At 55.7% G+C, this 12250-nt stretch carries 15 protein-coding genes; 7 read left to right on the forward strand and 8 right to left on the reverse strand.

Annotation, left to right across the window (positions count from 1 at the left end; genetic code table 11):
• Window positions 1-40 precede the first annotated feature (40 nt).
• The 7 genes from AB8B29_RS24705 to AB8B29_RS24735 all read left to right on the forward strand — a co-directional run bounded on the left by AB8B29_RS24705 (window position 41) and on the right by AB8B29_RS24735 (window position 7525).
• A complete protein-coding gene (locus AB8B29_RS24705) occupies window positions 41-814 on the forward strand; it encodes an SDR family oxidoreductase (RefSeq protein WP_113119307.1) in 774 nt (257 codons plus the stop codon).
• Window positions 815-847: 33 nt separating this feature from the next.
• The gene (locus AB8B29_RS24710; protein ID WP_113119299.1) at window positions 848-1840 is read left to right on the forward strand and encodes a dihydroxyacetone kinase subunit DhaK; all 993 of its coding nucleotides are present in this window, start codon (window positions 848-850) and stop codon (window positions 1838-1840) included.
• 13 nt (window positions 1841-1853) lie between these two features.
• On the forward strand, window positions 1854-2495 hold the full coding sequence (dhaL, locus tag AB8B29_RS24715; protein WP_113119300.1) for a dihydroxyacetone kinase subunit DhaL: 642 nt from the start codon (window positions 1854-1856) through the stop codon (window positions 2493-2495).
• Window positions 2496-2634: 139 nt separating this feature from the next.
• Window positions 2635-4731 (forward strand): bifunctional sugar-binding transcriptional regulator/dihydroxyacetone kinase subunit DhaK, encoded by a 2097-nt coding sequence (locus AB8B29_RS24720; protein WP_113119301.1) that lies wholly within the window; start codon window positions 2635-2637, stop codon window positions 4729-4731.
• 57 nt (window positions 4732-4788) lie between these two features.
• The gene (dhaL, locus tag AB8B29_RS24725; RefSeq protein ID WP_113119302.1) at window positions 4789-5448 is read left to right on the forward strand and encodes a dihydroxyacetone kinase subunit DhaL; all 660 of its coding nucleotides are present in this window, start codon (window positions 4789-4791) and stop codon (window positions 5446-5448) included.
• Window positions 5449-5653: 205 nt separating this feature from the next.
• Window positions 5654-6682, forward strand: a complete 1029-nt coding sequence (locus AB8B29_RS24730) for an IS110 family transposase (protein WP_113119303.1) — start codon at window positions 5654-5656, stop codon at window positions 6680-6682.
• 414 nt (window positions 6683-7096) lie between these two features.
• The gene (locus tag AB8B29_RS24735; RefSeq protein WP_092574910.1) at window positions 7097-7525 is read left to right on the forward strand and encodes a hypothetical protein; all 429 of its coding nucleotides are present in this window, start codon (window positions 7097-7099) and stop codon (window positions 7523-7525) included.
• A gap of 68 nt (window positions 7526-7593) precedes the next feature.
• On the opposite strand, the gene AB8B29_RS24740 is transcribed toward AB8B29_RS24735, so the two are convergent.
• The 8 genes from AB8B29_RS24740 to AB8B29_RS24775 form a co-directional block, all read right to left on the reverse strand.
• On the reverse strand, window positions 7594-8064 hold the full coding sequence (locus AB8B29_RS24740; protein ID WP_092574912.1) for an SMI1/KNR4 family protein: 471 nt from the start codon (window positions 8062-8064) through the stop codon (window positions 7594-7596).
• A 78-nt stretch (window positions 8065-8142) separates the two neighbouring features.
• On the reverse strand, window positions 8143-8385 hold the full coding sequence (locus AB8B29_RS24745) for a hypothetical protein (RefSeq protein WP_092574914.1): 243 nt from the start codon (window positions 8383-8385) through the stop codon (window positions 8143-8145).
• An 18-nt stretch (window positions 8386-8403) separates the two neighbouring features.
• Window positions 8404-8601 (reverse strand): hypothetical protein, encoded by a 198-nt coding sequence (locus tag AB8B29_RS24750; protein ID WP_092574917.1) that lies wholly within the window; start codon window positions 8599-8601, stop codon window positions 8404-8406.
• A gap of 277 nt (window positions 8602-8878) precedes the next feature.
• Window positions 8879-9001, reverse strand: coding sequence for a hypothetical protein (locus AB8B29_RS24755; protein ID WP_280518158.1), 123 nt, complete (start codon window positions 8999-9001; stop codon window positions 8879-8881).
• Window positions 9002-9039: 38 nt separating this feature from the next.
• Complete coding sequence (locus tag AB8B29_RS24760; RefSeq protein WP_113108575.1) at window positions 9040-9747, reverse strand: GAD-like domain-containing protein; 708 nt, start codon at window positions 9745-9747, stop codon at window positions 9040-9042.
• A 248-nt stretch (window positions 9748-9995) separates the two neighbouring features.
• The gene (locus AB8B29_RS24765; RefSeq protein ID WP_092574921.1) at window positions 9996-10667 is read right to left on the reverse strand and encodes a T6SS immunity protein Tdi1 domain-containing protein; all 672 of its coding nucleotides are present in this window, start codon (window positions 10665-10667) and stop codon (window positions 9996-9998) included.
• Window positions 10668-10679: 12 nt separating this feature from the next.
• Window positions 10680-11342 carry a GAD-like domain-containing protein gene (locus tag AB8B29_RS24770; protein WP_092574922.1) on the reverse strand — a complete coding sequence of 221 codons (663 nt, stop codon included), beginning with the start codon at window positions 11340-11342 and terminating at the stop codon, window positions 10680-10682.
• A gap of 220 nt (window positions 11343-11562) precedes the next feature.
• Complete coding sequence (locus AB8B29_RS24775) at window positions 11563-12249, reverse strand: GAD-like domain-containing protein (protein ID WP_092574924.1); 687 nt, start codon at window positions 12247-12249, stop codon at window positions 11563-11565.
• Window position 12250 lies beyond the last annotated feature (1 nt).

The following is a 12250-nucleotide window of genomic DNA, read 5'->3' on the forward strand; positions in this document are numbered from 1 at the left end:
ATTTCGCCCCACCCAATCCCCAGCTAGAGGCTTGAACAAGATGACCGAGACACCTCCCGACATTGATTTGAACTTCCCATTGTCAGGCAAAATTGCCCTTGTCACGGGCGGCGGATCCGGCATCGGCGCCGCAGTCGCGGCAGCGTTTGTATCCAAGGGCGCAAAGGTCGCCGTTCTCGATATCAATGTCGACATAGCGAAGGCAAGGGCTGCCGAAATCGGTGGCGGTGCTGCACCATTTGCCTGCGATGTCGCCGATCCTGTTTCGGTCAACAAGGCCGTAAGCGATGTGATTTCGCATTTCGGCGGCATCGATATTGCTGTCAACAGCGCTGGCGTCGTTTTTCTCGCACCAGCTGAGGATCTGCCGCTAGACTATTGGGATAAAACGATAAACATCAATCTCAAAGGAACCTTCCTCGTAACGCAGGCCGTCGGCCGCGCCATGATTTCCGCCGGTAAGGGCGGCAAGATCGTCAACCTCGCTTCGCAGGCGGGCACGGTCGCCATCGAGGAACACGTCGCTTACTGCGCCTCCAAGTTCGGCGTCATCGGCATGTCCAAGACCTTTGCAGCCGAATGGGGCAAGCACGGCATCTGCGTCAACACCATTTCCCCGACCATCGTTCTGACCGAGCTCGGCAAGAAGGCCTGGGCCGGCGAAAAGGGCGAGGCTGCGAAGAAACGCATCCCCACCGGTCGCTTCGCATATCCGCAGGAGATTGCAGCCGCGGCTGTTTTCCTCTCCTCGGCCGGTGCGGACATGATCAACGGCGCCGATCTTCTGATCGATGGCGGCTACACAATTCTTTGAGCGCAAGCGCTCGACAATTCGACAGGAGAGACCATGCAGCGGTTCATCAACAACCCCGATGAAGTCGTTGAAGACACTGTAAAAGGCTTCATCAAGGCGCATTCGGATATCGTTCGTCTGGCCGAAAACCCACGCGTCGTCATCGCCAAGAATGCTCCCCACGCCGGAAAAGTCGGGGTGATCACCGGCGGCGGCTCGGGGCATGAACCGGCCTTTATCGGCTACACGGGCAAGAACATGCTGGATGCGGTCGCGGTCGGCGAACTCTTCTCTTCGCCGACGGCCAAGAGCTTCCATGATGCCATTCGCGAAGCCAATGGGGGCCGCGGCGTGATCTGCCTCTACGGCAACTACGCGGGCGACAACATGAACGTCAAGATGGCAATCAAGCTCGCCGCCAAGGGCGGTATCGAGGTCGCAACGGTGGTCGCAAATGATGACGTCTGCTCCGCTCCGCCGGAGGAACGCGAGAAGCGCCGCGGTGTGGCCGGCGAGATCTTCATGTGGAAGATCGGCGGCGCCAAGGCGGCGACTGGCGCAAGCCTCGAAGAGGTACGCGTCGCCGCTCAGAAGGCGATCGACAGTTGCCGCTCCGTCGGCATCGGACTTGGTCCCTGCACCCTGCCCGCTGTTGGTCATCCGAATTTCCAGATCGAGCCTGGCACGATGGAAGTGGGCATCGGCCATCATGGCGAGCCCGGCGTTCGCGTTGAGCCCCTGAAGACCGCCGCTGAAATTGCCGAGACGATGTGCCAGATCGTTCTCGACGATCACGACCTGGCCGCCGGCACGGAAGTCGCTGTCCTCGTATCCGGCCTCGGGGCTACACCGGTCAACGAGCTCTACATCCTGAACGACACGATCGAGGCGAAGATCTCCGAGCGCGGTCTGAAGATCTACAAGACTTATGTCGGCAACTATTTCACCTCGCTTGAAATGGTCGGCGCGACACTGACCGTCATGGCGCTCGACCCGGAGCTGAAAAAGCTTCTGGATGTCGAAATTCAATGCACGACGCTGCTCTGAGGGGAACGCAATCATGCAGACATTCAACAATGCAACGGCGGGCGACATCGTGCTCGCGATGGCTGACCGCATCGTCAAAAACCGCGCCTATCTGAGCGAGATCGACGGCAAGATCGGCGATGGCGATCACGGCGTGAACATGGCCAAGGGTTTCGGCATGGCGTCGGAGCGCCTGAAAGGCAAAAACCTCTCGCTTGCCGCTTCGCTCGACACGCTGGGCACGATCCTAATGACGGAGATCGGCGGATCGATGGGTCCGCTCTATGGCGTCATGTTCACCGAGTTCGCCGAGAAACTGGAAGGTGTCGAAGCGATCGACAGCGCCACCTATAGCCGGATGCTGCATGCCGGCCTGGAAGGCATCCAGGCGATCGGCTCGGCAAAGCTTGGCGACAAAACGCTGCTGGATACGCTAATTCCGGCAATCGAAGCCTTTGACGCTGCGGATGCCGCCGGCAAATCCTTTGCTGAAGCGCTCGATGCTTTGGTAGCGGCGGCCGAGGCCGGGCGCGACTCCACGCTCAACTTGGTCGCCAAGATCGGCCGGGCCAGCCGGTTGGGCGAGCGCTCGCTCGGCGTGCTTGATGCCGGTGCAACATCCTGCGCCATCATCCTGAAGGAGCTTTCCTTGGGCGCTCTTTCGAGGCTGCAATAGATAGGGACATTTGATCTCCCAAGGCTGCGCGATCCCATGACCCTGCATGGGGCCGCGCGCCGCCCCCGTCCGAAGAAGCATTTGCAAACATACGCCATTGCTTTCATGTTCGAGCGGAAAAAGGGAATTGTGAATCATCATGACAGGCAAGGCATCTTCGGTCAGCAAAACGGGTGGAAGCAAAGCGGGCGTGCCGGACGCGCTCGACGCTATGCCACTTCGCTATGGCGATGATCCTTATGTATGGGCCTGCTGGCTCTATTATGAAGACGGCAAGACCCAGGGCGATATCGCCGAGATCATGGGCATTTCACGGGCAACCGTGAACAGCTACCTGGCCGACGCACGCAGCCGCGGCATCGTCAATATCTCGCTCGAACCCTCGCGCCTGAGTTCGCTCTCCATCGCACAGGAGCTCAAACGCCATTTCGGGCTGCATGACTGTCTCGTGGTGCCGAGCGACGATGGAACACGCCCGTTGATCGATCGCCTCGGGACAGCAGGCGCGCAGGCCATCGCCAGACTGCTGAAATCCGGCGACACGCTCGCCCTTGCCTGGGGCCGCACGGTTCTGGCAATCGCCGAACAGTCCAATGTTCCAAACCTGCAGGATGTCACGATCGTTCAGGCGACCGGCGGCACGCGGGCGCGTTTCGCCTATACGCCGGAGCTCTGTGCCGCGGCCTTCGCGAATGCCGTTGGCGGCAAGCTGATCAATATTACGGCTCCGGCGATTGTCTCGACGACGGAGGTCCGCGATATCCTGCTGCGCGAGCCGTTGATCGAAGATCAGTTTTCGATCCTTTCCAAAGCCAACAAGGCCCTCTTCGGCATATCGTCGTTGCGGCCGAATTCGACGATCCACACGAGCGGCTTCTTCGAATCCGTCTCGCTTCAGGATTATCTGGCCAAGAATGCCGTCGGCGTCGTCGCTGGCCGCTTCATCGATCCGAAAGGCCAACCGGTCGCTGGTCCGCTCGATGACAGAACCATCGGCATATCCCTCGACATGCTCAAATCGATCGGGCTGCGCATCGCGGTCGCTGGCGGCTTCGATAAGGTGCCAGCCATTCTTGCCGCATTGCGCGGCGGCTATATCAATGTGCTCATCACCGATGCGGCCACCGGTCGCGGCATTCTGAATGCGGATGGGGTGACGGAGTTCGACCCGAAGGCAACCCAGCGCCCGAAAGCGGATAACAGCGTTGCGCTGCCCAGCAGCTATCGCACGCATATCAAGAAGTTCCTGAACAATCCCGATGATGTCGTCGACGAGATGCTGGATGGTGTCGTCAAGGCGCATGCGTCCTATCTCGCGCCGATCAAGGGATCGAACCGGGCACTGGTCGCGCGCAACGGCCCTCGGCCGCAAAAGGTCGGCCTGGTCATCGGCGGCGGCACGGGCCATGAACCTGGCTTTCTCGGCTATGTCGGCAAGGGTCTCGCCGACGCCGTCGCCATCGGCAATATCTTCTCGTCGCCCCCGCCGACGCCTATCCTCGAATGCGCCAAGGCTGCTTCCGGCGGAAAAGGCGTGCTCTTCGTCTACGGCAATTATGCCGGCGACGTCATGAACTTCGAGATGGCTGCGGAAATGGCGCAGGAACAGCAGATCGACGTTCGGACCGTATTGACGACGGACGACATCGCGTCGTCCCCTATCGAAGACAGGGAGGGTCGCCGCGGCGTTGCGGGCAATTTCTTCATCTTCAAAATCGCAGGTGCGGCCTGCGACAGGGGCCTCTCGCTCGACACCTGCGAGGCCATAACGCGCAAGGCCAATGACCGGACCTTCACCATGGGTGTTGCGCTGGAGCCCTGCTCGCTGCCGCAGACGCGACGCCACAATTTCGAGATTGGGCCAGACGATATCGAGTTCGGCATGGGCATTCATGGAGAGCGCGGCGTCACCCGCGAAAGGATGATGAGTGCGGACGAGATCACGGACCGGGTCATGGACCGTATTTTCTCCGAGATGAAGCCTGCCGCCGGCGACCGGGTCGCTGTGCTGATTAACTCCTTCGGCGCGACGCCGCTGATGGAGCTGTACATCCTGTTCCGGCGCGTCGCGCAGCGGCTGAGCGCCAAGGACATCAAGATCGAGGCGAACTGGGTGGGACACTACTGCACGTCGCTCGATATGGTCGGCGCATCCATATCCATTTTGCATCTCGATCAGGAGCTGACGGAATTGCTGTACCACCCATGCGATACCTTCGCTCTGAGGGTCGGATGATCGTATAAGAATGTTGCCCAGCAAGCCCTAGGGACTGCTGGGATCGGGAGGAAAACGATGTCAGAAAAAGCCGCGCGATGCCTGAGCGGCATGTTTCAGCGCATATCCATCGCGATCAATGCCGGGAAGGATCACCTCTCGGAATTGGACGGAGCGATAGGAGACGCCGACCACGGAATCACCATGTCCCTCGGCTTTATGGCCGTGAACGCCGAACTGACGAAGCTCGACCTCGCGCAGGCGTTACCCTCCCAGATCTTCGCCGTCGCCGCCTCGGCCTTTCTGGATGCCGTCGGCGCTTCGACCGGGCCGCTTTACGCGACAGGTTTCCGCAGGGCTTCGCAAGCGCTGAAATCAGATGAATCGCTCTCGCCGGCCTGCCAAGCGATGATCGTCGACGAAATGAGGGCCGGCATTCAGCAGCGCGGCAAGGGACAACGTGGCGATAAGACGATGCTCGACGCCTGGATCCCCGCCGCCGAAGCCGCCATCAACGCGAGGGCGCGCGAACTCGCCGTTGCCGGCATGTGGAACGCCATCCTGGAAGCCGCCGAAGCCGGCGCGAACTCGACAAGCTCTATGGTCGCCGCCCGCGGGCGGGCGGCGCGGCTAGGCGAGCGATCTTTGGGACATATCGATCCAGGTGCGGCTTCGGCCGTGATCATCTTGCGGGCAATGCGGGATGCGTTTGTGGAAGCGCGACTGAACAACAGCTAATGTTTTCTTAGTATACAATGAACTGGCCCTGCGGAAAAACACCAGAAAATCCGCACGGAAAGTGCCCACGGAAATAATATAACGAAAGAGAGGAAAAAATGCCGGCTCCTATTGAGGAGTATTGATGGAATGGATGCCCCCTACCGACGGCATCGCGATGTGTCAAAGTGACGTTCGCCAAAACGTCACGTAGAGGAGAGCATCCATGAAGGAAGTTAGCATTGTCGGCTTGGACCTTGCAAAGCGGGTGTTTCAAGTTCATGCCGCAGGAAGCGATGGTAGCGTTGTCCTGCGCAGAAAACTGTCACGCAGTCATGTCCTTGCGTTCTTTACAGAATTGCCGAGATGCATCGTTGCGATGGAGGCGTGCGCCACCGCCCACTATTGGGCACGAGAGATTGGCAAGCTTGGTCATGACGTGCGCTTGATCCCACCGGCTTACGTGAAGCCCTTCGTCAAGCGGCAAAAGAATGATGCTGCCGACGCCGAAGCTATCGTTGAAGCCGCTACTCGCCCGTCCATGCGGTTCGTAGCATCCAAGACAGAAAGCCAGCAGGCCTGTTCGATGATCTTCCGGACGCGGGATCTGTTCGTTCGTCAGCGAACGCAGCTTATCAACGCTTTGCGTGCCCATCTTGCCGAGCATGGGGTTATCGCGCCACAGGGAACTGCTAACTTGCCTTTGCTCACGCAGATCATCGAGGAAGACCGCTCCGGCCTCGAACTTATTGTCGTGGAAACCGCTCGGCTTTATCTTGAGCAGATTGAGGCGCTCTCTTCTCGAATCATTGGCTTGGAAAAGGCGCTCAAGTCGGAGGCAAAACGCTCTGAGAACACGGCTCGATTGATGTCCATGCCAGGAATGGGACCAATCACCGCCATGGCGATTGAGGCTTTCGCCCCAACCATGACGACATTCCGCAAGAGCCGAGACTTCGCGGCCTGGCTAGGTCTGGTACCAAGACAGCATTCGAGCGGAGGAAAGCAGGTACTTGGACGAACATCGAAGATGGGTCAGCGCGACATCCGACGGCTTTTGATCATCGGCGCAATGACCGTGATCCGATGGGCATGCCGGAAGGCTCCTCCGGAGAACTCATGGCTTGCACGGATGTTGGCGCGTAAGCCCCGCATGCTCGTTGCAATTGCTCTTGCGAACAAAATGGCGCGAACGATCTGGGCCATGATGACGAAGAACGAAATTTACAGGAATTCCAGCCCGGCCGCGGCCTAGCAAAACGCTGCGCTGTTGCCAGGTGGAATCGTCGGCGTGTGAGGAGGTCAACGAACGGTAAGGACAAAGATCGGTGAGAGTGAGCCTGGAAATGCATCCGGAGCAATGAGCTAAGAGCTCGCAGTATTGATTTGCACCAGGTTCGCGTAAATCCATACCGGCCAGCGGCCAAGATCAGGTCGCGACGAAAGGCCTGATACATGACCGCACCCGATCACACGACCAAATCGCTCGATAAAAGCCTTGCATGAACGGGGGCATCCATACATGCTCCGGTACTGACACCAAACTAGAGCAACTGCTTCCGTGGAGCTAGCAGCCCTCGTTCCCAAGGCAAGAGCAGACTGTCGAACCGGCAACCTTCAGCGGTGGATTGCTTTGGAATAGCCCCTCCAACTCCAAAGAGCGCAACATATGATTTGGGCTATCACTTCAGTTCTGGCATTTTATCTCGGAGCACTAAACACTTTGCTTGCCCGTGTGGCGGGGACATGCACCCAAGGAGAAGCGGACCGCCTTTGGGGCGTGGTGATATCTATTCCTTTCTATCTCGTCGCAGTGCTTGGTCTGTTTCAGACAAAATACCTCAGAGCGGCGACGATTGCTTGCAGCCCCGTTTTCCTCTTCACACTCTGGCAAGCTGCCTTCGCCGTCAGGCTCTCATTCGACATTCTCGTTTACGATGCCAGTGCTTGCGAAGTTCTCGAGGGCATGCCTTATCCGAATAGCGGAGCGGAGATCGCATTTGCTGTTCTCTGGCCTCTCGTTGGATTTGGAACCCTCGTGGCCTTAACGTTGGTCTACATCCTACGCCGACCGCAGAACGGTCTCGGTCAAAGATAAAAGCCGAACGGCATTTCGCAATTGTAACGACAAGGCAGTCTTCACCGAAGGGTTACTTTTCCTCACCGCTAAGCTCGCTTGCTGATCTCATCCAGGAAGAAGGTGCCAAAACTTTCCGCCAAACGTTCACCCGGATTCGTCACAGAGGCAGCCGGCGTCCATTCTACGACGGGATACTCGTCTTCTGAGTTCACGACGGAACTATCAAGGCAGAAAATGGGACCATAACCGCTGCTCATAATGGTGATATGGGTCCCCGGAAAGCCGGCAAGTTTGCGATTCTCCAAAGTCTGCCAAACCATGCTGGGCACAGAACTGCCGGGTATCTTGTTGGCGATGATTCCGTAGAATTCGGCATCATCAAATGAGCCTACCCCCAAAGTCGTCAGGAACATGCAATAGCTGGGTGGCATTCGAATACCCAACATCTGCTCTGCAGCGTCGACATTGTCGTCCGGTGCCGGGCCGAAGAAATCTGAGGCGGCTGGTTTAGCTCGCACAATTGCAAGCGCCTGCTCAAAGGCCAGTAGTCCTTTCATGGAAATTACGTGGTTCTCCAGATAACATCTCAAACTCTCATACGCCGAATAGTGCTATGTTGTCGTCATATTCCGAGTTTACTGCCGAAGTTCGAGAAGGATCATCATTGCCTGTTTTTTCTTCGTTAACGCCACGTCAGCAGAAGACCGCCCGGCGGCATTCTTGCGGTGGGGATTTTCACCTTTTTTTATAAGCAGTTCAATCAGCGGCAAACGGGGGCCTGGGTAGAGCACTGCTGTCCACAATCCGTCATTACCATATTTGTCGAGACAACTCAGATTGGCGCCCTTGTTGATAATACTTGCCGGGAGATCCTTCATGTCTCGTGAAATTGCATACTATAGGGCTGTTTGGCCATTGTCGTCCTGATGATCTAATGGAACTTCAGCCTGCAGAATCGTCTCAGCATATTCGGCTCTATAAGCGGTCGCCTCCTGAAGATAGCTGCGATTATCTTGACTGATCTCAGTTACATCCTGGATCACATCGGGATCGAAATTAGGGTTTGTCCGCAATTCCGCGAAAAGATCCACCATTCTTTCTACTCCGCTTCGCGGCGAGGACTGCAACTCAAGATGACTAAGTCGCCAGGCCGCTTCGGAAGAAATTGCGAAGTCGCTGCTTAGCTTTGCCGAAGCACTGCAGAAAGCTACCGCGGCCCTATCGGGCGCACCACGACCGACTGTCCATATCCTCGCACGTCGATCAGATTGTATTCCATGGTCTGCGCGACGATAGCAAAATGCTCAGGCGCCTTCAGGCGCTTGAGGTGAGAAAAAGCTCAAGACTTGGTCTCCAAGAGCAGTTTGACATCTATGCGGCCTCTTGCCGTTCGGCAACTCCGACCCATGGGCTGAGAAGCTTCAGCGCCATTTCATCCGCCTCGACAAATGCTTGAGATAAACGCGCCATATCAAGGCATTGGCTCGCATCCATGACGAATTTTCTGGAAGGCACGAGGCACCAAACGTCAATCATCCAATCGGACGTACTGCCGTATATTGCCCCCTTTCTAATTTCATCAGATGGAAGGTGCCCAACTGGGCCAGGATTGTGAAATGCTCAAGCGCCTTTACACGCCGGATGTTCTCGATCCGCCGCATGGGACTATCCAGACCGACTATCGCAACCGCTGGAAAGTAGCCGTAGCATTCGTCTCGTTCCAATAAGCCGTAAGACGATACACAGCGATCGAACATAGGCTCGCCTTGAGCGTCGAATTCTTCGTAGTCTCTACGGTCTGAGACGAGTAGCGAGCGAGCGAGAATGTTTGGATCCGAACTGCGTTCCCGCTTTTCAAAGCCGGGGGGCAGGATGAATTCGGTTGGTGCGAGCTTGCTGGATGTCAATCGCAGATCAACAAGATCGATCTCGAAGTGATCATGTCGCTCAGACCAGCAAACGAGCCGACCAAACGCGGATTGTGCGATCACGAAGCAATCTTTGTGGCTAAAATCAGAATCCGCGCCGAAAACCAAAGCGAGGATGGACGAAAATTCCGCCGGATCACAATATTGTACCTTTCGATCGAAATAGTCACCCAGCCCATATGCGCGCAAAAAATCCATAAAGCTGCTGGGCAGGCATTTAGAAAGGCGGGCATCCTGCTCCACCGTGAGTGGAATGCATCTCTGTGGCGGCCCTATTTCGTCAATCGTGTCCGCAAAAAAAGAATCAAGCATTTTACACCCATGCTATCGTTATTTTTCGCCGCGTATCTTTAGTTCGACCTTCGTAAGGCTTCCAGCTTTTCGCCCTGCAGACGTCCCGCGACAACCAAACGACAATCGCTTGCTATCACCCCAATCAGTACGGCAGTGGATTATTTCCTTTCGAACCGGCGACCGCGACTCAGAACGAGTTGCTCACCACACCGTTTCGCAAGAGCTTGCGAAGTCGCTGCTTAGCTTCGCCGAAGCACTGCAAAAGGCTACCGCGGGCCTATCGGGCGCACCGCGACCGACTGTCCATATCCTTGCACGTCGATCAGATTATATTCCATGGCCTGCGCGACGATAGCAAAATGCTCAGGCGCCTTCAGGCGCTTGAGGTGAGCAATATCCGCAATTCCGCCAAGGGCTAAAGCGGGCACGAAACCATAACATTCGCCAATTTCGAGAGACCCTAGCTTCTTGGCTGCCCGCTTGAATAGGGGCTTACCGGCGTCGTCTTCAAAATCCAGCGCCTGATCCGATAGCCAAAATGGTACCGAGACCGCATTGACTGCCATCGGTCCTGCATGCTGACCCTTGACAAAGTTCTTGTGTGTCAAACGCCCTTCATAAATACTGATATTGCCATACCCGTACTCTTCCATCCAGAAGAAGATGACACCAAAAGCGGAGTATGCGAAAGCATGGCAATTGTCGTGCGAAAAATCTCTGTCAGCGCCCAAGATAAGAGCAAGAACTCCCCTCATATCGTCGGGATGGCATGATTGAATGAGGCCGTCACGCAAAACCGACCGACCAATATTGAAGCAAAAATCGGCAACTTGGTTTGGAAAAAATCTCCGGAGCGCTAAATGCTCCTGGTCCGTAAACGGGATCTTCAAAACCGGATTCCCATATTTATGCACTATATCTTCATAAATCTTATTCATACAAACGCTGCTTCAGCCGATTTTCCTCACAACTTTCGATACACCGTAGCCCTCAACATCAACAAGATTAAAATCATTTGTCTGCGCTACGATGGCAAAGTGCTCGGGTGACCTAAGACGCTTCAGATATTGAAGCTCTGGAGACCCGCCAAGTGCCAAGGCGGGCACGAAGCCATAGCACTCCCCTATCTGGAGCGACCCTAGTTTCTTAACGGCGCGCTTGAAAAGCGGTTTATCGTTCACATCGTAAAAGTCTGCATCCGTACCGAATGGCGTTATAAAGGTGCGATCGGTATTGGCATCTCTCGACAGGTTTTTCGTCAGCAAGCGACACGTCACGCTCCCCGCGATGATGTCAACTATCGTCAGCCCGTAATCCCTGTGCCAACAAAAAATCTCGCCAAAAGCGCTGTAGGCGTATGCATGGCAATTTTGATGGGAGAAAGTCTCATCGCCACCAAAAATCAAAGTCAATACTGAGTTCTGATCATCAGGGTGGCAGATCTGGATTTGTCCATCTTGAAAAACTGCGCGGCCAAAGGCGCTCATAAATGCGATTAGCTCCTCCGGAAATTTCCCAGCTAATTGGTGCATTTCCTCTTTAGCGAAAGCTACATGTAATTGGGGGGCACCGAAATCCTCTATATACTCTGCAGCCTCCCTCGATAGCTTCATCTCAACACTTCCTCAGTTCGAAATTCCTTTTTTTGCCTAAATTCTTGGCGTCATTTCACGTAGTCTTCCAGCGATTATGATCCGCGATCTCTCCGCTGCGAATCGAGGGGTCCAAGGAAACTTCAGAAGAATCACAATGGATGACCAGATTTAGCAATCTCATATTGAGCTCTGATACGTATCAAGCAGCACTGGCGAAAGGTAAGCTGCCGACGCTCAACTAGCCAATCGGCCGCACCGCCTGCAGCCCGCCTGAAACAGGTTTGGTAAGATAGAAGCGCTGTAACTGGGCAAGGAAGGTGAAATGCTCAAGTGCCTTCACTCGCCTAATGTGCTCTACGCTTTGCGCTGGGCCGAAAGCGCCGGCAATCGCTAAAGCAGGGAAGAAACCATAGCATTCGCTTGTCTCGTTTGCGCCGTAGGCGTGTTGGCATGCTGCAAACATCGGAGTACCGGCAACATCCAGGAAATCTGCCTCTTCTTCATCCGGAATCATGCCCGACGCAATATGCTCCGCACTCGCTTTGGGCGGCCAGTTTTCCGATGTTGTAAGAGCTCTGCAATAAATGACATTCAGGGGCAACTCTATCCGAAAATTGTAGAGCTTGTCTGACCAACAATAAAGAACACCGAAAGCAGTGTAGCCGAAGACGTGGCAATCCCGATGGTGAAAATCGTCGTCGGCACCGAATACCAGCGCAGTGACCGCCCGCATCTCCTCCGGATTGCACATGGTAAATAGACCATTGTGAAAAGAGCAGAAGCCCTTTTCCTTGATAAAATCGACCACTACCTGCGGCAGCATCCGATGCAACTCCGAAAGTTCCGCGTTCGATGCGCGCCGGATTTGTCTGACTGGACCATACTCGTCCAAGGCATATTGAAAATTTTCATGAATTGCCGGCATG

Origin of the sequence: Rhizobium sp. 11_C7_N12_5, from assembly GCF_051811145.1 — a bacterium.
Classification (GTDB): domain Bacteria; phylum Pseudomonadota; class Alphaproteobacteria; order Rhizobiales; family Rhizobiaceae; genus Rhizobium; species Rhizobium lusitanum.